The sequence below is a fragment of the Streptomyces sp. NPDC047043 genome (assembly GCF_040644055.1).
GTDB lineage: Bacteria > Actinomycetota > Actinomycetes > Streptomycetales > Streptomycetaceae > Streptomyces.
Genome location: NZ_JBEYVO010000043.1, coordinates 37,243 through 56,733, shown reverse-complemented (window position 1 = coordinate 56,733; position 19,491 = coordinate 37,243). Strand labels below are relative to the sequence as shown.

Genomic DNA, 19,491 nt, shown 5'->3' with positions numbered 1-19,491 from the left:
ACACTTCGGCGGGGGCCGAACCGTCCGTGCCCCATGCTGGGGTGCATGACCTCCAAGGACCCTCAGGCGCCGCAGCTGGCCCGGTTCGCCGGGCTGATCGCCGACGAGACGCGGGCCGCGTGTCTGCTGGCGCTGCTGGACGGGCGGGCGTGGACCGCGGGTGAGCTGGCGCGGCACGCGGGGGTCGCCGCGTCGACGCTGAGCGAGCACCTGGGCAAGCTCGTCGCGGGCGGCCTGCTCACCGAGGAACGGCAGGGGCGGCACCGGTACGTCCGCCTCGCCGGCGCGCGGGTCGCCCAGCTGGTGGAGGACCTGGCCGCACAGATGGGTCCGGGGAATGTCGTACGGCCGCGCAGTCTGCGGGAGTCGAGCGCCGGGTCGGCGATGGCTCGGGGGCGCACCTGCTACGACCACCTGGCGGGGCGGCTCGGGATCGCGGTCACCGATGCGCTGACCGAGCGGGGGCTGTTGCTCCAGGACACCGGCTTCGCGCTCACGGAGGCGGGCGTGCGGTGGTTCGACGCGGCCGGGATCGCGCTGGACCGCAAGGGCCGCCGCCCCCTGGCCCGTGCGTGCCTCGACTGGACGGAACGGCGACCGCACCTCGCAGGGGTGGCGGGTGCCGCGCTGTGCCGGCATGCGCTGGATGGGGGCTGGTGCGTACGCATCGGCTCCGAGCGGGCGGTCAAGGTCACGACCACGGGCGAGCATGCGCTGCACGACCTGCTCGGCATCGAGTCGACGTCACTGAACTGACCTCCCGACCGCTCCCATCACCCCGTCCGAAATCCGCCAGCCCTCACCCTCACTCCCCTCCTAGCCTCAGGAGCATGATGAACGTCTCCCCTGCCCACCCCGCCCGTCGCGCCCGGCTGCTCGCCACCGGTGCTGCTGCCGTCACCGTCGTGCTGTGGGCCTCCGCCTTTGTGTCGATCCGGAGTGCGGGTGGCGCGTACTCGCCGGGGGCGCTGGCGTTGGGGCGGTTGCTCGCCGGTTCTCTGGTACTCGTCGCCATGCTTGTCGTGCGGCGGGAGGGGCTGCCGCCGCGGTCGGCCTGGCGCGGGATCGCGATATCCGGGGTGCTGTGGTTCGGGTTCTACAGCGTGGCACTGAACTGGGGCGAGCAGCAGGTGGATGCCGGCACCGCGGCCCTGGTCGTGAACATCGGGCCGATTCTCATCGCCCTGCTCGGCGCGCGGCTGCTCGGTGATCCGATGCCGCCGCGGCTGCTGGCCGGGATGGCCGTGTCGTTCGCGGGCGCGGTGACGGTGGGCCTGTCGATGTCGAGCGGGGGCGGTTCCTCGGTGCTCGGTGTGGTGCTGTGTCTGCTCGCGGCGGTCGGGTACGCGGGCGGTGTCGTCGCGCAGAAGCCCGCGCTCGGGCGGGCGAGCGCGCTGCAGGTGACCACGTTCGGATGTCTGGTCGGCGCGGTGCTGTGTCTGCCGTTCGCCGGACAGCTGGTCCACGAGGCGGCCGACGCCCCGGTCTCCGCGACGCTCAACATGGTCTACCTGGGCGTCTTTCCGCTGGCGCTCGCCTTCACGACCTGGGCCTACGCCCTCGCCCGTACGACCGCCAGCCGCATGGGCGCGACGACGTACGCGGTGCCCGCGCTGGTCGTGCTGATGTCCTGGCTGGCGCTCGGCGAGGTGCCGGGGCTGCTCACGCTCGCGGGCGGGGCGCTGTGCCTGGCCGGCGTGGCGGTGTCGCGGTCGCGGGCACGGGCCGCGGCACCGGAGACGATTCCGGGGTCGCAGCCCGAGCGCGCGCCGGACTCAGTCTGAACTCGCCCTGCCCGCAAGGACCTTGATGGAGAGCAACGCGATCACGGCCAGGCCGATGATGTAGGCGGACACCGCCATCGACGTGCCCGTCGCCTCCAGCAGCAGGACCATCACGAAGGGCGCCAGGCCACCGCCGAGCACGGCCGCGATCTGGTAGCCGAGGGAGGCACCCGTGTAACGCATCTCGGGCGTGAACAGCTCGGCGAACAGGGCGGCCTGGGGACCGTACATGATGCTGAGGAAGCAGCCAGCGACGAACGTGCCGACCGCCAGCCACAGCAGTGAGCCGGTGTCGATCAGCAGGAACATCGGTACGGCCCACAGCGCGATGCCGACCGCCCCGAGCGCGTAGATCCGGATGCGGCCGACGCGGTCGGAGAGCGCGGCGGCGGCCGGGATCAGCACGAGCTGGGTGAGGCTGATGCAGAGCGAGACGGTGAGCACCGCGTCGCGCTTCATGCCGAGTTCGCGGGTCGTGTAGTCGAGGACACCGGTGATCAGGATGTAGAAGGTCGCGGTGTTCACGGCGAAGGAGCCGCCGGCGAGGAGGACCGTGCCGAGGTGGCCCCGGAGGATCGCGCGCAGGGGCGAGTTCTGTTCGGCCTTCTCCTTCTGAGCCAACTCCCTTTCCGCCTGCCGGAATTCGGGGGTCTCCTCGACGTGCCGGTGGATGTACCAGGCGAGTACGAGCACGAACAGGCCGACCAGGAAGGGCAGTCGCCAGCCCCAGGCCGCGAAGGCGGAGTCGGAGGTGAAGGCGCCGGCCAGCAGGAAGACCGTGTTGGCGGTCACCACGCCGATGGGGACGCCGAGTTGGACGAAGCTGCCGTAGATGCCGCGCTTGCCCTCGGGGGCGTACTCGGTGGCCAGCAGCATCGCACCGCCCCACTGTGCGCCGACCGCGACGCCCTGTACGACGCGCAGCAGGACCAGCAGGATCGGGGCGGCGACGCCGATGGTGTCGTACGTCGGGAGCAGGCCGATGCCGGTGGTGGCGATGCCCATGAGCGTGAGCGCGAGGACCAGCATCGGCTTGCGGCCGCGTTTGTCGCCGAGCTGACCGGCGACGATGCCGCCGATCGGGCGGGCCAGGAAGCCGACGGCGAAGGTGGCGAAGGCGGCGAGCACTCCGGCGGTGGGGCTGCCCGCCGGGAAGTACAGATCGCCGAGGACGAGCGCGGCGGCTATGCCGAAGACGAAGTAGTCGTACCACTCGACGGCCGAGGCGAGAGCGGCGGCCGTGGCTACGCGGCGGCGGTTGACCGTGGGGAGGGCGGTCGTGGGAGCGGATTGAGCGGAGGGGGCCATGTCCATGCGTGCACACTCCGATGGGTGCGGTGGGGACGTTCCCGGGAACATACTGACCGGACGGTATGGGGTCAACGGTCGTGCGCGAAGGTTGCCCGGAGCACCCGGAGGCTCCGGGCAACCTTGAAGCGTCAGAAGACGACCAGCGCCCTGCCGCCCTTGCCCGCCAGCATGTTCTCGAACGCCGCCGGGATGCCGTCCAGGCCGATCCGTTCCGTCACCAGCGCGCCCAGGTCCAGGCGGCCCGCGCGTACGTGTTCGGCGAGCAGCGGCAGGTCCTGTGCCGGGTTCGAGTTGCCGTAGACGCAGCCCGAGAGGGTCCTGCCCCAGTGGAAGATCTCCAGCGCGTTGAAGGTGACCTGCTGGTCCTTGCCGCCGATGCCGACCACCGTGGTGCGGCCGCCGCGGCGGGTGGAGTCCCAGGCCGTACGGATCGTCTGCGCGCGGCCCACGCACTCGACGGCGACGTCGACGCCCTGCTTGTCCGTCAGGCCCCGGATCTCGCGGGCGGTGTTGTCGGAGGCGAGGACGTAGTCCGTGGCGCCCGCAGCGCGCGCCAACTCCTCCTTCGCCGGGGAGACATCGACCGCGACGATGCGTGCGGCGCCCGCGATGCGCGCCGCCTGGAGTGCCGCGAGGCCCACTCCCCCGACGCCGTACACGGCGACCGTCTCGCCCGGCTGCACCTTCGCCGAGTGGTGGACCGCTCCGTAGCCGGTGAGGACGGCGCAGCCCAGGAGGGCCGCGTCCGTGAGGGGGATGCCCCCGGGGAGGGGCAGGACACAGCTCGCGGACACCACCGTCTCCTCGGCGAACGCGGCGACGTTCAGGCCCGGATGGAGGTCGGTGCCCGCTGCCGTTCGGGCATACACATCCGCGGCGCCGTTCAGCGCGTTGGCGCACAGCCACACCTCGCCGAGCGAGCAGGCGTGGCAACTGCCGCAGGACGGGGCCCAGTTGAGGACGATCGGGTCGCCGGGTGAGACATGCGTGACGCCGTCTCCCACAGCCAGGACCGTGCCCGCGCCCTCGTGGCCGAGGACGGCGGGCACCGGCACCCTCATCGTGCCGTTGGACAGGGACAGGTCGGAGTGGCAGACACCGGCGGCTGCGAGTCGGACGCGGACCTGGCCGGGGCCGGGATCCGGAAGCTCGATGTCCGTGATCTCCAACGGGGCGCCCACTTCGGGCAGGACGGCTGCGCGAACCACGGATACGCTCCTCAGAACTGCAGGGACTTGGTCTGGAGGTACTCGGTCAGGCCGTGCGCGCCGAGCTCGCGGCCGACACCCGACTGCTTGTAACCGCCGAACGGGGCAAGGGGGTTGAAGCGGCCGCCGTTGATGTCGACCTGGCCGGTCTCCATACGGCGCGCGAAGGCCACCGCCTCCGCCTCGTCGCCGGCCCAGACGGCGCCGGCGAGGCCGTAGACCGTGCCGTTGGCGATGCGCAGGGCGTCCTCCTCGTCGTCGTAGCGGAGGATCGACAGGACCGGGCCGAAGATCTCCTCCTGGGCGATCGTCATGTCGGGGGTGACGTCCGCGAAGACGGTCGGGGAAACGAAGTAACCCTGTTCATGCGGGGATTCGGGGCCGCCCGCGACCAGCCGTGCCCCTTCCGCCACACCCTTCTCGATGTAACTCCGCACCCGCGCCTGCTGCTTGGCGTTGACGACCGGGCCGATGCGCGAGCCGTACTTCGCGGCGGCCGTCGCGGCCAGTTCGACGGCCTCCTCGTACCGGACGTGGTGCACCAGCATCCGCGTCCAGGCGCTGCACGTCTGGCCTGAGTTGGACATGACGTTGGCGACCCCGACGTTGACCGCCTTGGCGAGGTCGGCGCTCGGCAGGATGACGTTGGCGGACTTGCCGCCCAGTTCCAGGGCGACCTTCTTGATCGCGGCGCCCGCCGTCGCGCCGATCTGCCGGCCGACGGCGGTGGAGCCGGTGAAGGAGACCAGGTCGACGCCCGGGTGCTCGGCGAGGGCCTGGCCCGCGACCGGGCCAAGGCCCGTGACCAGGTTGAAGACCCCCGCCGGGATCCCCGCCTCGTGGACCGCCTCGGCGAAGAGCTGGGCGACCAGCGGGGTGTCCTCGGCCGGCTTCAGCACGACCGTGCAGCCCGCCGCCAGCGCCGGGGCGACCTTGGCGACGACCTGGTGGAGGGGGTAGTTCCAGGGCGTGATCGCGCCGACCACGCCGACCGGCTCCAGATGGACGGTCGAGTTCCCGGCCTTCTCCTCGAAGGAGTACGTCGCGGCCAGCTCGGCGTACGAGCCCGCGACCGCGATCGGCACGGCGGCGTGGACGTTCTGCGAGAACTGCAGCGGCGAGCCGAGCTCGGCGGTGACGGTCTCGGCGATCTCGTCCTTGCGCGCCACCAGCACGTCCCGCAGGGCGGCCAGGCGGGCGGCCCGCTCGGCGGGCGGGGTCGCGGCCCAGCCCGGGAGGGCGGCACGGGCGGCCCGTACGGCGGTGTCGACGTCCTCGGCCGTCCCCGCGGGGACTCGGCCGATCACCTGCTCGTCGACGGGATTCACGACATCGATCACGTCCTGACCTGCGGCGGGCCGCCAGGCGCCGTCGATGTACAGGCCGTCGTGTGCCTTCATGGTGCTCCTCCGAGGCGGGGTGCGTCGTCCGCGTCACAACCTACCGACAGGCACATAAACTAGCGACGATAGTTTTCGGACGCCAGACACCCCCTCGCGAAGAGCCCCGGCTCCCTACTCGTCCAGGTCGGGCAGCCGGTCCGGATGCGGGCAGATGCGTTCCCCATGCTGGTCGAAGACGAACAGGTGGGCGATGTCGACGAGCAGCGGCACCTGCATGCCGTGACGGATGTCGATGTCGGGGGTGGTGCGGACGACGAGGTCGCCCGGGAGGCGCGGTTCGGTGGACGCGGGTGCGGAGTCCTGGTCCGGCGGGTCGTCCAGGACCACCACCGGACCGGCACGCAGCGCCTCCGCCCGCTCGCGCAGGCGCTCGAGGACGTTGGTTCCGCCCTCCCTGCGGCGGCGCCGGGGCGTACGGGAGGCGGGCCGTGGGGCCTCCAGGTCCGATACGACGGCGGGCTTGGAGCCGGTGTTGAAGTGGACGAGCACCTCGTGGCCCTGGAACTCCACGTGCTCCACCAGGCCGGTGAGCGCCACCTCTCCGGGGCGGGCGGAGGCGGGCTTGGCGATGCGGACGGCCTCCGAGCGCAGCCCGACGATCACCTCCCGGCCCTGCTGCACCCGCAGCAACTGGTGGTCCAGGGACAGGGGTTCGGGCAGCCGCAGGAACTGCTTGCCGAGGCTGATGGTCATCGCGCCGTCGAGCGGGGCGCGCACCAGGCCGCGCAGCAGGTTGATGCGCGGGGTGCCGATGAAGGCGGCGACGAAGACGTTGCGGGGCAGGGCGTACACCATGCGCGGGCTGCCCAGCTGTTGCAGGACGCCGCCGCGCAGCACGGCGACCCGGTCGCCGAGCGACATGGCCTCTGCCTGGTCGTGGGTGACGTAGACCGTGGTGACGCCCAACTCCCGGGTGAGCTTGGAGATTTCGGCGCGCAGATGGTTGCGGAGCTTGGCGTCGAGGTTGGACAGCGGCTCGTCCATCAGGAAGACGGAGGGGTGGCGTGCGATGGCCCGGCCCATGGCGACGCGCTGGCGCTCGCCGCCGGAGAGCTGGCTGGGGAAGCGGTCGAGGAGGTCCTCGATGCCGAGCATGCGGGCGGTGGCGTCCACGCGTGGGCGCGGGTCCTCGCCGGGGTTCTCGACGCGCAGCGGGAAGCCGATGTTCCCGCGGGTCGTCATGTTCGGGTAGAGGGCGAAGTTCTGGAAGACCATCGCCATGTTCCGCTCGGACGGGAGGAGGTCATTGGCCTCCTCCCCGTCCAGCAGGAGTGTGCCCTCGGTGATCTCCTCCAACCCGGCGATCATGCGGAGCACGGTGGACTTGCCGCAGCCGGACGGCCCGAGGAGCACGAGGAACTCGCCGGGCCGGATGTTCAGCGACAGCCGGTCCACCACGCGGACGCCCCGCGTGTAGGTCTTGCTCACGTCGTGCAGAGAGATGGCGCGTGTCATGACAGTGCCCCCGGGGGCTTGCCGGGCGAGCGTTGATTCCCGGCGGTCGAATGGCCCGTGCGGGTCGTACGGGCTGTGAGTCACGGAAGTTAACGGACCGTGCGTACTCGGGGGAAGACACTCGCCGGAATCGGGTCCGGCGTTCCGCGGAGCGAGAAACGTCAGCGGGTCGCGGTCAGGTGCGCGAAGACGACAACGTTGCTGGTGTAGCCGGTTCTGCGGTTGAACAGGCCGCCGCAGGTGATCATCCGCAGCTCGGGGCGTCTGCTCGGCCCGTACACCTCCTTGTCGGGAAATCTGGCCTTGTCGAAGACCCGTACGCGGTCCACGGTGTAGACGGCGGCACGGCCGTCGGCGCGCCGGACCTCGATGCGGCTGTCGCGGGGGATCTGCGCGAGCGCGGCGAAGACCGCCGCGCCGGTCCTGGTGTCCCGGTGGCCGACGGCGACGGCCGTACCGGTCTCGCCCGGGGACGGCCCGTCCTGGTACCAGCCGACGAGGTTGGCCTTGTCGACCGGCGGCGTCCCGAGCTGGTGGTCGGCGCCGACCTTCAGCCCGACGACCGGTGCGTCGATGCCCAGGGACGGTACGCGCAGGTTGGTGGCCGGCGACCGGGGCAGCGGCGGGGGTGCCGGGGTGGGCGTGGCCCTGGGTGTGGGCGTGGCGGTCGGCTCGGACGCCCGGGGCCGCCCGTCGACAGCCCCGGCGGCCGGGGCGGCGCGCGACTCGGAGGGTGACCGGGCGGGCGACTCGGCGGGCGACTCGGCGAGGACCGGGCCCCGGACCCGGTCGGGGAAGTCCGGGCCGTGGTGCCCCCCGCACCGCACGACTGTCACCAGGACGGCGACGATCAGAGCCGTCCTGGTGAGGCGGTAGGCGCGGGTCCGGTACCAGGGCCTGCGTCTGCGCCTACGCGGCACCATCGTTGCGACGACGGAGGCGGACGTACACGACTCCCCCGACCGCGACCAGCCCCACGGCCGCGGCACCGCTCAGTGGCGTGTAGGCCTGCAGGGTGTCGACGAGACCGCCGCCGCCGGCGTGGACGCCGCCCTTCGGCCCACCGTCACCGCCCTGGCGTGGGTGGTCCTCGATCGTTCGGCTCGGACCCTGCTGCCCCCGGTCGGGGTCGCGCCGGTGGCAGTCGACGGTGAAGACCTTTGCCTTGGGCGTGATGGGGGTCGCGCCCGGCAGGGCCGGAGTGAAGGTCCAGGTGAGCGTGTATCTGCCGTCGGCCAGCCCCAGAACATCGGTGTGTCCGGCACCGCCGGCCAGGGAGATCGTGCCGCTCACGGTGGCGGCGGTCGGCAGTGGCGGCTGCGCCGTGATGGTGTAGGCGACGCTCGTCACTTCGCCGAAGTTCGCGGCATCGAGGTAGAACCTGCAGACCGCGGGGTCGTCCTTGGCGACACCGTAGGGCACCCGCTCATTGTGGATCCTGATGTCGGCACCGTCGCCGGGGGCGGCCACGGCGGCCGGCGTCGCGAGCAAGGAGGCCCCGGCCGCGGTGAGAACGGTGAGAGCCGCGGCGCCGAGGCGGGCGCTGAGGGCGGACGGGGGCATCGAGGTCGGCATGGATGTTCCTCCGAGTCAGACGATTTTCATACAAATCGCTCTTTCACCTGACTCTCTTTCACATCCACCCGTGGTCTACCGGGAGCACCACCCGACTCGCCGTCAGATATCGCTCGACCGGCGCAACGCGGTTCCCTCGCGCGGCCCCTGGGGAGCCGGCACGGCCGCCGGACCGCTCCCCGGGGGCGCCGAAGCACGCAGCGCGCCGCCCGCCGAGAGCAGCAGCAGCGCGCCGAGCATCAGGAACGGAGCCGCCACTCCCGCGACCCCCGCGACCAGGCCCGCCGCCGCCGGCGCGGCGACCTGGCCGAGGCGGTTGCCGGTCAGCCGCAGGGCGAGGGCGGTGGAGCGCGCGTCGTCGGGGGCGGCCTGGACGACCGTCGTCATGGACAGCGGCTGCCCGACGCCCAGGCAGAAGCCGAGTGCGGTCAGCAGGACGGCCAGCGCCCACACGGGCAGCGGCAGCGCGATCCCGGCGCACAGTACGGCCGCCAGCCCGCAGGTCGCGCCGAGCAGCACCGCGCGGCCCAGCAGGCGCAGCAGCGGGGTCAGCACCAGGCGGCAGGCGATGGTGGCCGCCGCGCGCAGACTGAGCAGGACACCGACGACGGAGGGGGCGATGCCCCGGTGCTCGCCGACCACCGGCAGATAGGCGGTGAGGATGTCGGTGGCGGACAGCACGGAGAGGCTGACGAGCATCCCCGCGGGCACGCCCCGGGCACGCAGGATGCTGCCGACGGGGACGCGGTCGCCCTGTGCGGTACGGGACTTGACCGCCGTACGGTCCTCGATGCGCCACAGCGACGTGAACGCGACCGCGGCGCCCACGCCCGCCACCACGAGGGCGAGCGCGCTGGTGCCCGCCATGTCCGGGCCGCCGATCAGCGCGCCCGCCGCGACGGGGCCGACGAGCTGGCCGAGCGAGGCGCCGATGGTGAAGTGGCCGAAGTTGCGGTCCTGTTCGTGCGGGGCGGACTGGCGGGCGACCAGGGACTGGGAGCCGATCACGAAGCAGAGGTGGCCGAGGCCCATCACCCCGCTCCAGATCGCCATCGCCCAGAGGGAGTTGGCGAGGCCGCTCAGTGCGCAGCCGCCGGCTATGAGGACGACGCCGAAGGGCAGCAGGGGTGCGCAGCGGCCGTGGTCGGTGCGGCGGCCCAGCGGCACGGCGGCGAAGAGGGGCAGCAGCGCGTACACGCCCGCGATGACGCCGACCGCCCGCTCGTCGGCGCCCAGCGCGAGGGCCCGGTAGGAGACGGCGGGCCGGGCCATCGACACCGCCCCCTGCGCGAAGGAGAAGGCGATGACGAGGCGGAGCAGCCAGCCGCGGTTCCCACCGGGCCTCATGTGAAGGACCTCCGAGTGCGGGTCAGATGATGCAGAAGGGTCAGATGATGCCGAAGAGGATTCCTGCCCCGAGCACCACGAGTGATGTCAGCGCGGCCCACTTGACCACGAACCTGGTGTGGTCGCCGAACTCCACCTTCGCCATGCCGACCAGGACGTAGACGGCCGGGACGAGCGGGCTCGACATGTGCAGCGGCTGGCCGATGAGGGAGGCGCGGGCGATCTCCAGGGAGGAGACGCCGTGGGCCTGCCCCGCCTCGGCGAGCACCGGGAGGATGCCGAAGTAGAAGCCGTCGTTGGACATGAAGTATGTGAGCGGGATGCTCAGGATGCCGGTGACGAAGGCCATGTGCGGGCCCATGCCGTCGGGGATGTTGTCGACCAGCCACTTGGCCATGTGGTCGACCATGCCGGTGCCCTGCAGGACGCCGGTGAAGACGGCGGCGGCGAAGACCATGCCGGAGACGTTGAGGACGTTCTCGGCGTGCGCGCCGAGGCGGGCCTTCTGGTCGGGCATGTGCGGGAAGTTGACGGTGAGCGCGGTCGCGGCGCCGAGCAGGAACAGCACCGGGATCGGCAGCCACTCCATGATCATCGCGGTGAGCAGGACCACCGTGAGCAGCGCGTTGAACCAGTACAGCTTGGGGCGCAGGGTCGGCCGGTTGGGGTCGAGGCCCTGGAAGCCCTCGTCCTCGTCGTCGGGAAGGTCCGCGTCGGTGCCGGAGCCGGAGCCGCCCGTGGTGCGCTTGCCGTCCTTGCCGGAACCGGAGCCGGCACCCACGAGGACCGTCTCGGTCTCCTTCTCCTCGACCAGCACCTCGTCCAGCGTCAGCACGCCGAGCCGCTTGCGCTCGCGGCGCCCGAGGACGTACGAGAGGGCGATCACGAAGACCAGGCCCATGGCGAGCGCCGGGATCATCGGGACGAAGATGTCGCTCGCGTCGAGCTTCAGCGCGGTCGCGGCGCGGGCGGTCGGGCCGCCCCACGGCAGGGTGTTCATCACGCCGTTGGCCATGGCGGCGACACCGGTCATCACGACCAGGGACATCTTCAGGCGCTTGTACAGCGGGTACATCGCCGAGACGGTGATCATGAAGGTGGTCGAGCCGTCGCCGTCGAGTGAGACGATCGCGGCGAGCAGCGCGGTGCCGACGACGATGCGGAGCGGGTCGGCCTTGCAGAACTTCAGGATTCCCCGAACGATCGGGTCGAAGAGGCCGACGTCGATCATCACACCGAAGTAGACGATCGCGAACATGAGCATCGCCGCGGTGGGGGCGAGCCCGGTGACGCCGTCGATGACGTAGTCGCCGAGCTTGGCGCCCTTACCGACGAAGACGCAGAACAGTGCCGGGATCAGCACGAGCGCCGCGATCGGCGACATCTTCTTCAGCATGATCAGGACCAGGAAGGTCGCGATCATGGCGAAGCCGAGGATGGTCAGCATGAGTGGATACCTAACGTTCGCCCTTGAACATCCCACCGGGGCAGGCGGTGCGATGACGTTAGGTCCGTTCAAACGGCGTTAACAAGACGTTGACGTGTGAGCAATAAGCGCAAAACTGCAGGTCACAGCTTTGCTCAGGTCAGCGGCATGAGCTTTTCGGCCGCGGGGGCCACCGCGGCGACCTCCACGGGCACTCCATTGAGGACCGCGTTGCCCGAGAGCGGGTCGAGCAGGCTGCCGTCGAGGAGCTGGTTGACGTTGACTCCGGGGTCGGTGGCCGCGTGGCTCATCCGGGTGCCGGGCCGGTCGTGACCCCAGCCGTGCGGCAGGCTCACCACGCCCGGTCGCACGCCGTCGGTGACCTCGGCGGGCGCGGTCACCTCTCCGCCGGCGCCCTTGACGCGTACGGCGGCCCCGTCCCGCACGCCGAGCCGCTCGGCGTCCTCGGGGTGGATGTGCAGGGTGCAGCGGTTGGTTCCGCCGGTGAGGGCGGGGACGTTGTGCATCCAGCTGTTGTTGGAGCGCAGATGGCGGCGGCCGACGAGGACGAGTTCGTCGGGGAGCCGGTCCAGGGCCTGCCGCAGCCGCGGCAGATCGTCTGCAATCGGCTGCGGCAGCAGCTCGACCTTGCCGCTCCTGGTCTTCAGGGGCTGGGGCAGCCGGGACCGCAGCGGGCCGAGGTCGATGCCGTGCGGGTGGGCGAGCAGCTGCTCCAGGGACAGCCCGTCCTCTCGTACGCCGAAACCGTCGCCGTAGGGGCCGAGGCGCAGCATCATGTCGAGCCGCCGCTCGGGGCCGGTCCCGCCGGTGAGCTGTGCCGCGAGTTCCTGCGGGTCGCGGCCGTGCACGGGCGAGTGGGGCTCCTTGACCGCCTTGCCGAGGGTCTGGCCGATGACGAGGTCGTCGACGGCCGACGGGTCGGCGCCGTGCATGCCGGTCGCGGCCAGGATCAGCCGGGCGAGGATCTCGGTCTCGGCCATGCGGCCGGGCTCCAGGGGCACGGCGGGCCGGGAGTAGCGGACCTGGTTGCGTACGGCGAGGGTGTTGAAGGCGAAGTCGTGGTGGGCGCTCTGGGAGGGCGGGGGCGGCGGCAGCACGACGTCCGCGTGGCGCGAGGTCTCGTTGAGGTAGGGGTCGACGCTGACCATGAAGTCCAGGGAGTCCAGGGCCTTGTCGAGCCGGTCGCCGTCGGGCGCGGAGAGCACGGGGTTGGCGGCGACGGCGATGAGCGCCCGGATGGGCTCGCCCTCGTCGGTCGCGGTGTCGATCTCCTCGGCGAGCGCGGACAGCGGCAACTCGCCCTTGGCCTCCGGGTGTCGGCTGACCCGGGAGCGCCAGCGGGCGAGCTGGAAGCCGTGGCCGGGTCCGGCCGGGCGGGGTGTCCTGTCGGTGGCGGCCTGCGGGAAGAGGGCGCCGCCGGGGCGGTCGAGGTTGCCGGTGAGGATGTTGAGCACGTCGACGAGCCAGCTGCCGAGGGTGCCGTACGGGACGGTGCAGCTGCCGATACGGCCGTACACGGCGGCTGTGGGGGCGGCCGCGAGCTCGCGGGCGAGAGTGCGGATCGTGTCGGCGTCGATGTCGCAGGCACCGGCGACGGCTTCGGGGGTGAAGTCCCCTACCGCCGCGCGCAGTTCGTCGAGGCCCTGGAGGTGCGGGGTCAACTCCCCGGTGTCGACGAGGTCTTCCTCGAACAGGGTGTATGCCATCGCGGCGAGCAGCAGCGCGTCGGTGCCGGGGCGGATCGCGAGGTGGCGGTCGGCGAGCTTGGCGGTGCGGGTGCGGCGCGGGTCGATCACGGTGAGGTGGCCGCCGCGCGCCTTGAGGGCCTTCAGCTTGCCGGGGAAGTCGGCGGCGGTGCACAGACTCCCGTTGGATTCCAGGGGGTTGGCGCCGATGAGGAGCAGATGGTCGGTGTGGTCCAGGTCCGGCACCGGGATCGCGTTCGCGTCGCCGTAGAGCAGTCCGCTGGAGACGTGCTTGGGCATCTGGTCGACCGTGGACGCGGTGAAGATGCTGCGGGTGCCGAGGCCGGCCAGCAGCACCGGCGGGTAGAGGCCGCCGGCGATGGTGTGGACGTTCGGGTTGCCCAGGACGACGCCGACGGAGTTGGCGCCGTACCGCTCGACGACCGGCCGGATCCCGGCGGCGACCGCGTCGAAGGCCTCCTCCCAGGTGGCCTCGCGCAGCTCGCCGTCCTTGCGCACGAGGGGCGTGCGCAGCCGGTCGGGGTCGCCGTCGACGGCGCCGAAGGAGGCACCCTTGGGGCAGATGAACCCCTTGCTGAACACGTCCTCGCGGTCACCGCGGGCGCCGGTGACACGGGTGCCCTCGATGGTGAGGGTCAGCCCGCAGGTGGCCTCGCACAGGGGGCAGATTCGCAGGGCGGTGCGGGACACGGGTCCTCCCGGTGGGCGACGACGGTGACGCTCGTAGACGCGACCGAGCATACCGACCGGTATGCACGGACGGGAGGCCCCTCAGGGGGTGAGGTCGGAAATTCGCGGGCCGCCCGCCTCGCCGCCGCCCGGAGGACTCAGTCCAGTACCCGCGCGAGATACGCCCGCAGCATCTCCCGCGCCTCCTCGATGATCTTCTCGTCGCCCTCCGGGGCCATCCGGAAGGCCAGGTGGACCAGGGTGTCGGCGGTTTCCACGGCGATCAGGAAGCAGCGCCGCAGATCGTCGTCCGGCTCCCGGTCGAGGTAGCCGGAGAGCAGGTCGGTCAGGCGGTCGGCGACGCGGTGGTTGGGTTCGGCGTCACGGGCGCCGACCGGGATCTGGTTGCCGAAGTCGACGAGGGAGAAGCCGGGCGCGGTGCGCTTCATGGCCAGGTACTCGTCGAGGACGGCGTCCATGGCCGAGCGCCAGCCTCCGTCGCGGGCCGCCTTCAGCCGCTCGGTGACCTGCTCGGTGAAGCGTTCGAGATTGCGTTGGGCGAGAGCGTCGGCCATCTGCCTCTTGTTGCCGAAGAAGCGGTAGACCGAACCGATGGGGACTCCGGCGCGCAGGGCCACGGCTCGGGTGCTCAGGGCGTCGTAGCCGACCTCGTCGAGGAGGTCGGCACAGGCGTCGAGGATCCTGGTCAGCCGTTCGGCACTGCGTCGCTGCACGGGGGCTCGGCGTAGCGATGTCGCGTGGGGCACGGACTTCATGATGCCGTTCCTGAGCCGTTCGGTGAACCTCGCCCCCCGCTAGGGGGATAGCTGCCGGATGCACCCAGTGCGGCCGTGCTCGGGGTGCCGTCCGGCGTGGCCTGTGCCTCCGACGCCGTGATGTCGGCCGTGCTCTCGACCGGCTTGCCGTTCACGGCCCAGGCGGTGCCGTCGTCGGCGTACAGACGGGCGGTGACGTGGTGCGTGCCGCGCGGGACGAACCGGGCCGGGAGCCGGTAGCCGAGGCCGCGCAGGCGGGTGACGGGGCGGTCGTCGACGAAGAGGTGGACATAGCCGCGGCCGGCCACCGCCTTCGGCTTCGCACCCTCGGGCGAAAAGCGGAAGTTGTGGAGGGTCAGCCGTACGTCCCAGGTGTCGTCGGCGTCCGGCTGCACCTCGATGCCGACCTCGGGCGCACCTTTCTTGTCCACCTCGCGCAGATGCCGCCCCTCCTCGTCGGTGTCGTCGAGGAGCTTGCCGACCGGCGAGGCCGACTCCCCGTTCTTGCCCTCGTGCGCATCACTGGAGCCGCAGCCCGCGGATCCGGTCAGCAGCAGGACACAGACCGCGAGCAGGGCAAGTGGTCCCCGCGTCCACGACATGCCCGTGAGGCTAGAACACCGGTCCGACAGTTGGATCCCCCTGGAGTCGTGTTCTCGTTCCTCCCTGGTGAGGACGTCCGGTGGACCCCTTGCGCGCACGAAACCGCAATCCTACGGTGATGCATAGGAATCAGACCGCACAGTCCGCAAGGGAGCGATCATGAGCGGGGACGCGCACAAGACGGCCGAGGGGCTGACCTACCTCTCCGGCTTCGGCAACGAGCACAGCTCCGAGGCCGTGCCCGGCGCCCTGCCCGAGGGCCGCAACTCGCCGCAGCGCGCCCCTCTCGGGCTCTACGCGGAACAGCTCAGCGGTACGGCGTTCACCGAGCCGCGGGCCCACAACCGCCGCTCCTGGCTCTACCGCATCCGCCCCTCGGCCGCGCACCCGGCGTTCACGCACACGCACAACGGCTGGGTCCGCTCGGCGCCCTTCACGGAGTCCGTCCCCGACCCGAACCGCCTGCGCTGGAGCCCCCTGCCGGACCCGACGGAGGGCACCGACTTCCTCGCCGGTCTGTGGACCCTCGGCGGCAACGGCGACGCGACCCAGCGCACCGGTATGGCCGTGCACCTGTATCACGCCAACTCCTCGATGGACCGCGTCTTCAGCGACGCCGACGGCGAGCTGCTGATCGTCCCGGAGCGCGGCGGCCTGCTGCTGCACACGGAGTTCGGGCTGCTGCACGTGGAGCCGGGGCATGTGGCACTGATCCCTCGCGGGGTGCGCTTCCGTGTGGAGCTGCTCGACGACGAGTACGCCCGCGGTTATGTGTGCGAGAACTACGGCGCCCCCTTCCGCCTGCCCGACCTCGGCCCGATCGGCGCCAACGGCCTTGCGAACGCCCGCGACTTCCAGGCGCCCGTCGCCGCGTACGAGGACGTCGACGGCCCGGTCGAGGTCGTGAACAAGTTCTGCGGCAATCTCTGGACGGCCACCTACGACCACTCGCCTCTGGACGTGGTCGCCTGGCACGGCAACTATGTGCCGTACGTCTACGACCTGCGCCGCTTCAACGTCATCGGCACCATCTCCTACGACCACCCCGACCCGTCGATCTTCACCGTGCTGACGTCCCCGTCGGACACCCCCGGCCTGGCCGGCGTGGACTTCGTGGTCTTCGCGCCGCGCTGGCTGGTGGGCGAGGACACGTTCCGGCCGCCGTACTTCCACCGGAATGTGATGAGCGAGTACATGGGCCTGATCGAGGGCGCCTACGACGCCAAGGCGGAGGGCTTCGTGCCCGGCGGCGGCTCGCTGCACAACATGATGTCGGCGCACGGACCGGACCGGGAGACGTTCGACAGGGCGAGCGCGGCGGAGCTGAAGCCGCAGAAGGTGGACGACGGGCTGGCGTTCATGTTCGAGACGCGCTGGCCGGTCACGCTCACCGCGCACGCGGCACAGGCGGAACATCTGCAACCGCACTACGACGACGTGTGGCGGGGCCTGGAGCGGCATTTCCGCCCGTTGCACTGATCGCGGACGACCGGTACGGATAGCCCCGTGACCTCCTTCGCCCCGGACTCGATCGTCCTGAACCGCAAGCTGCCGCTCTGGTACCAGGTGTCGCAGTCGCTGCGCGCCTCGATACTCGGCCGCTCACCTCAGGACCCGCTGCGGCTGCCCACCGAGGAGCAGCTGGCGGGCCACTACGGGGTGAGCGTGCTGACCATGCGGCAGGCGCTGAAGGAGCTGGAGGACGAGGGGTTGATCACCCGCCACCGCCGCCGGGGCACCTTCATCGAGCCCCATGCGAAACGGGGCACCCCGGTGCGGCTGCTCGGCTCGGTGGACGCGATCGTGGCCCAGCAGTCCGGCATGACGACCGAGCTGCTGGACCACGGCAAGGCGCCGGTGCCGCCCGAACTCGCCGAGTACTTCCCGGAGATCGACGAGGTGGCCACGTACCACCGACTGCGCAGCGACGAGAAGACGGGCGAGCCGACCAATCACGCGCGCAACTACGTCCGTCCCGAACTGGCCGCCCGTATCGACCCGTCCGACCTGGTGCGCTGGCCGATGACCAAGGTGCTGCGGGACGTCGTACGGGCCGACATCAGCCGTATCACGGACACCGTGGAGGCCCGCCTCGCCGACCCGGAGACGGCGCGGCTGCTCCAAGTCCCGCTGCTCAGCCCGATCCTGCACTACACGGGTGTGACCTACGACGGAGAGGGAAGGGTGCTGGACGCGGCGGTGATCCACTACCGGGGCGACCGCTTCTCCTTCACGGTCACTCTGGACGCCACATGACATCACTGTCCGTGCCAAGTCGTACGATGCCCAGCGTGACGCACGACGACGCTCCGCTGCTGGCGGACCTCATGCCGTGGTCCGTCGCACCGCCGCGGCTCGGCCGGGGGTGGCCGACGGGCCCCGACGCCGCATCCCTGAAAGCCCGCTGGGACGCGCTGCTGAAGGCCGAAGGGCCGGACCGGGAGGCCCTGTTCGAGCCGACGCGCTCGCGCACCCTGCACTCGGCGGTCGGCCAGCTGCCGGGCCAGTCGAGCGGCACGGAGAAGCTGGTCCGAGCGTCGGCCTCCTGCCCCGAGCCGGTGCGCGTCCTGCACGCCCCCTTCGACGAGCAGTGGCTGATCCCGGACCACCGCCTGATCGACTCGGCCCGCCCGGAGCTGTGGCGGGTGGCGGACGAACACCAGATCTTCGTCGTGGAGACCCCCTCGGACTCGGGCGCCCCGCCCCTGCTCGCCACGTCGCACCTCCCGCTGCTGCGCCCCGGCCGCATCCGCCCGCTGTACCGCCGCCCCGGCGGCACGGAACCCAACCTGGCGCCGGGCCTCGTGGAGCACCTGAACTCCCGTCTCGGCCACCCGCCCACCGCGCCGGACGTGCTCGCCTGGACCATGGCGACGGTACGGCCCGACCTGACGGTGCCGCTCACCGAGGACAGCGAACTCTGGGCGCACGGCGTGGAGTTGGGCCGCCGCATCCTCTGGCTGATGCGTCGCAACGGCGACCGCCCCAAGCTGCCGGGCGGCCGCCGCCCGTACGTCCGCGCCCCGCTGCCGTCACGCCCCTTCACGATCGGCTACGACCGCGACGAGGAGACCCTGCTGCTCGACGAGGGCCGCATCTCGCCGGTCCCGCCCGAGGCCTGGGACTTCGAGGCGGCGGGCGTCCGGGTCCTGGAGCAGTGGTTCACGGCCCGCACGACGGAGGCCGAACCGGGAGCCCTTGCGGCGATCCGCCCGGCGACCTGGCCCCAGACATGGACCTCTGAGCTGCTGGAGCTGATCACGGTCCTGGCACTCCTGGCGGAACTGCGGCCGCAACAGCAGGAGTTGACGGTGACGGCGCCGATCACGGCGTCCGAGCTGCACAAGGCGGGGGTGCTTCCGGCACCGGAGGCGGCACGCAAGCCGGCTTCGGTCCTGGACCACCACGAGGAGGGCCCGGAAGGCCAGTTCGCCCTGATCTAGGTTCTGTCGGGATCGAACCCGTCGAGAACCCTGTCCAGCGCCAGCTCGAACACGGCCTCCAGATCGATCGGACCCGGATCCTCCGTGAACGCCGCCGCCATCCGCGGGTACGCCCCGTCGGCGATCCGGCTCCCCAGATAGGCGCTCCGCACGGCGTTCTCCTGCTCCTCCGACCATGGCAGGTTCCGCGACCGCTCGGCCGTGGCGAGCTCGTTGGTCACGTACATCGTCACCACGCCGTTGAGCAGCCCGACGAGCTGCATCTTCATGCCGTACGTCATGTCCTCGAGCGGATCCAGACAAGCCAGGCAGTGCTCCAGATACCGCAGGGCGTTGGGGCTGAACCCGTACACCGGTGACATCAGCCGCGTCATCCAGGGATGCCGGTGCATGAGCGCGCGCGTCTGATGAGCCACCCGCATCATGTCGGCCCGCCAGTCCCCCGACGGCTCCCACAGCTCGTGCTCCCCGCTGACCGCGTCCACCATCAGCTCGTACAGGTCCTCCTTGCGGGGGACGTAGTTGTACAGCGACATCGTCCCGCAGCCCAGTTCGGCCGCGACATGCCGCATCGACACCGCGTCCAGCCCGCTCGCGTCGGCGATCCTCACCGCCGCCGCCGCGATGTCGGCACGGGTGTACGCCGGCCTCGGTCCCCGGCCCGCCCGCTCGGGGCGCGTCCAGATCACTTCGGGTACAGCCGCTCGGCCCGCCATCGATCATCACCTCGGCCACCATCCTAGTTACGTACAGCGTACGTAGTG

General features: G+C 71.4%; 17 protein-coding genes. 5 read left to right on the top strand and 12 right to left on the bottom strand.

What is annotated here, in order from left to right; all coding sequences use genetic code 11:
* Nucleotides 1-45: 45 nt before the first annotated feature.
* Together ABZ880_RS46715 and ABZ880_RS46710 are read left to right on the top strand one after the other, a co-directional pair.
* Nucleotides 46-756: a winged helix-turn-helix domain-containing protein gene (locus ABZ880_RS46715; RefSeq protein ID WP_361277124.1), complete on the top strand. Its 711-nt coding sequence runs from the start codon at nucleotides 46-48 to the stop codon at nucleotides 754-756.
* A gap of 74 nt (nucleotides 757-830) precedes the next feature.
* Entirely contained in the window at nucleotides 831-1,784 is a 954-nt protein-coding gene (locus ABZ880_RS46710) for a DMT family transporter (RefSeq protein ID WP_361277122.1), read from the top strand.
* Here ABZ880_RS46710 and ABZ880_RS46705 read toward each other — a convergent pair.
* The 11 genes from ABZ880_RS46705 to ABZ880_RS46655 form a co-directional block, all read right to left on the bottom strand.
* A complete protein-coding gene (locus ABZ880_RS46705; RefSeq protein WP_361277120.1) occupies nucleotides 1,776-3,098 on the bottom strand; it encodes an MFS transporter in 1,323 nt (440 codons plus the stop codon). The two genes, ABZ880_RS46710 and ABZ880_RS46705, sit on opposite strands and share 9 nt — an antisense overlap.
* A gap of 125 nt (nucleotides 3,099-3,223) precedes the next feature.
* Nucleotides 3,224-4,303: a Zn-dependent alcohol dehydrogenase gene (locus ABZ880_RS46700; RefSeq protein ID WP_361277118.1), complete on the bottom strand. Its 1,080-nt coding sequence runs from the start codon at nucleotides 4,301-4,303 to the stop codon at nucleotides 3,224-3,226.
* Between the two features lie 11 nt (nucleotides 4,304-4,314).
* The gene (locus ABZ880_RS46695) at nucleotides 4,315-5,703 is read right to left on the bottom strand and encodes an aldehyde dehydrogenase family protein (RefSeq protein ID WP_361277116.1); all 1,389 of its coding nucleotides are present in this window, start codon (nucleotides 5,701-5,703) and stop codon (nucleotides 4,315-4,317) included.
* Between the two features lie 114 nt (nucleotides 5,704-5,817).
* Nucleotides 5,818-7,161: an ABC transporter ATP-binding protein gene (locus ABZ880_RS46690; RefSeq protein WP_361277114.1), complete on the bottom strand. Its 1,344-nt coding sequence runs from the start codon at nucleotides 7,159-7,161 to the stop codon at nucleotides 5,818-5,820.
* A 161-nt stretch (nucleotides 7,162-7,322) separates the two neighbouring features.
* Nucleotides 7,323-8,084 carry a class F sortase gene (locus ABZ880_RS46685; protein WP_361277112.1) on the bottom strand — a complete coding sequence of 254 codons (762 nt, stop codon included), beginning with the start codon at nucleotides 8,082-8,084 and terminating at the stop codon, nucleotides 7,323-7,325.
* A complete protein-coding gene (locus tag ABZ880_RS46680; RefSeq protein WP_361277110.1) occupies nucleotides 8,071-8,736 on the bottom strand; it encodes a hypothetical protein in 666 nt (221 codons plus the stop codon). The genes ABZ880_RS46685 and ABZ880_RS46680 overlap by 14 nt, the downstream gene beginning before the upstream one ends.
* Nucleotides 8,737-8,838: 102 nt before the next feature.
* The gene (locus ABZ880_RS46675) at nucleotides 8,839-10,083 is read right to left on the bottom strand and encodes an MFS transporter (protein ID WP_361277107.1); all 1,245 of its coding nucleotides are present in this window, start codon (nucleotides 10,081-10,083) and stop codon (nucleotides 8,839-8,841) included.
* Nucleotides 10,084-10,123: 40 nt separating this feature from the next.
* Nucleotides 10,124-11,530 carry a CitMHS family transporter gene (locus ABZ880_RS46670; protein ID WP_361277105.1) on the bottom strand — a complete coding sequence of 469 codons (1,407 nt, stop codon included), beginning with the start codon at nucleotides 11,528-11,530 and terminating at the stop codon, nucleotides 10,124-10,126.
* 134 nt (nucleotides 11,531-11,664) lie between these two features.
* Complete coding sequence (locus ABZ880_RS46665) at nucleotides 11,665-13,926, bottom strand: molybdopterin oxidoreductase family protein (protein WP_361277103.1); 2,262 nt, start codon at nucleotides 13,924-13,926, stop codon at nucleotides 11,665-11,667.
* 137 nt (nucleotides 13,927-14,063) lie between these two features.
* Entirely contained in the window at nucleotides 14,064-14,681 is a 618-nt protein-coding gene (locus tag ABZ880_RS46660; protein WP_361277101.1) for a TetR/AcrR family transcriptional regulator, read from the bottom strand.
* Complete coding sequence (locus ABZ880_RS46655) at nucleotides 14,678-15,283, bottom strand: hypothetical protein (protein ID WP_361277099.1); 606 nt, start codon at nucleotides 15,281-15,283, stop codon at nucleotides 14,678-14,680. The genes ABZ880_RS46660 and ABZ880_RS46655 overlap by 4 nt, the downstream gene beginning before the upstream one ends.
* 160 nt (nucleotides 15,284-15,443) lie before the next feature.
* Between ABZ880_RS46655 and hmgA the strand changes: the two genes are divergently transcribed.
* The 3 genes from hmgA to ABZ880_RS46640 are packed head-to-tail and all read left to right on the top strand — an operon-like array spanning nucleotide 15,444 to nucleotide 18,727.
* The gene (gene hmgA, locus ABZ880_RS46650; protein WP_361277097.1) at nucleotides 15,444-16,763 is read left to right on the top strand and encodes a homogentisate 1,2-dioxygenase; all 1,320 of its coding nucleotides are present in this window, start codon (nucleotides 15,444-15,446) and stop codon (nucleotides 16,761-16,763) included.
* A 27-nt stretch (nucleotides 16,764-16,790) separates the two neighbouring features.
* Complete coding sequence (locus tag ABZ880_RS46645) at nucleotides 16,791-17,540, top strand: GntR family transcriptional regulator (RefSeq protein WP_361277095.1); 750 nt, start codon at nucleotides 16,791-16,793, stop codon at nucleotides 17,538-17,540.
* 26 nt (nucleotides 17,541-17,566) lie between these two features.
* Entirely contained in the window at nucleotides 17,567-18,727 is a 1,161-nt protein-coding gene (locus ABZ880_RS46640) for a type ISP restriction/modification enzyme (protein WP_361277093.1), read from the top strand.
* Here the strand turns inward: ABZ880_RS46640 and ABZ880_RS46635 are convergent.
* Complete coding sequence (locus tag ABZ880_RS46635; RefSeq protein ID WP_361277091.1) at nucleotides 18,724-19,443, bottom strand: TetR/AcrR family transcriptional regulator C-terminal domain-containing protein; 720 nt, start codon at nucleotides 19,441-19,443, stop codon at nucleotides 18,724-18,726. The genes ABZ880_RS46640 and ABZ880_RS46635 overlap by 4 nt on opposite strands.
* Nucleotides 19,444-19,491: the final 48 nt, after the last annotated feature.

Excerpts from the sequence above, each read along its gene's own strand:
- ABZ880_RS46715 (WP_361277124.1), top strand. The coding sequence starts at position 46 with ATGACCTCCAAGGACCCTCAGGCGCCGCAGCTGGCCCGGTTCGCCGGG.
- ABZ880_RS46710 (WP_361277122.1), top strand. The coding sequence starts at position 831 with ATGATGAACGTCTCCCCTGCCCACCCCGCCCGTCGCGCCCGGCTGCTC.
- ABZ880_RS46705 (WP_361277120.1), bottom strand. The coding sequence starts at position 3,098 with ATGGACATGGCCCCCTCCGCTCAATCCGCTCCCACGACCGCCCTCCCC.
- ABZ880_RS46695 (WP_361277116.1), bottom strand. The coding sequence starts at position 5,703 with ATGAAGGCACACGACGGCCTGTACATCGACGGCGCCTGGCGGCCCGCC.
- ABZ880_RS46690 (WP_361277114.1), bottom strand. The coding sequence starts at position 7,161 with ATGACACGCGCCATCTCTCTGCACGACGTGAGCAAGACCTACACGCGG.
- ABZ880_RS46685 (WP_361277112.1), bottom strand. The coding sequence starts at position 8,084 with ATGGTGCCGCGTAGGCGCAGACGCAGGCCCTGGTACCGGACCCGCGCC.
- ABZ880_RS46680 (WP_361277110.1), bottom strand. The coding sequence starts at position 8,736 with ATGCCGACCTCGATGCCCCCGTCCGCCCTCAGCGCCCGCCTCGGCGCC.
- ABZ880_RS46675 (WP_361277107.1), bottom strand. The coding sequence starts at position 10,083 with ATGAGGCCCGGTGGGAACCGCGGCTGGCTGCTCCGCCTCGTCATCGCC.
- ABZ880_RS46670 (WP_361277105.1), bottom strand. The coding sequence starts at position 11,530 with ATGCTGACCATCCTCGGCTTCGCCATGATCGCGACCTTCCTGGTCCTG.
- ABZ880_RS46660 (WP_361277101.1), bottom strand. The coding sequence starts at position 14,681 with ATGAAGTCCGTGCCCCACGCGACATCGCTACGCCGAGCCCCCGTGCAG.
- ABZ880_RS46655 (WP_361277099.1), bottom strand. The coding sequence starts at position 15,283 with ATGTCGTGGACGCGGGGACCACTTGCCCTGCTCGCGGTCTGTGTCCTG.
- hmgA (WP_361277097.1), top strand. The coding sequence starts at position 15,444 with ATGAGCGGGGACGCGCACAAGACGGCCGAGGGGCTGACCTACCTCTCC.
- ABZ880_RS46640 (WP_361277093.1), top strand. The coding sequence starts at position 17,567 with ATGCCCAGCGTGACGCACGACGACGCTCCGCTGCTGGCGGACCTCATG.
- ABZ880_RS46635 (WP_361277091.1), bottom strand. The coding sequence starts at position 19,443 with ATGGCGGGCCGAGCGGCTGTACCCGAAGTGATCTGGACGCGCCCCGAG.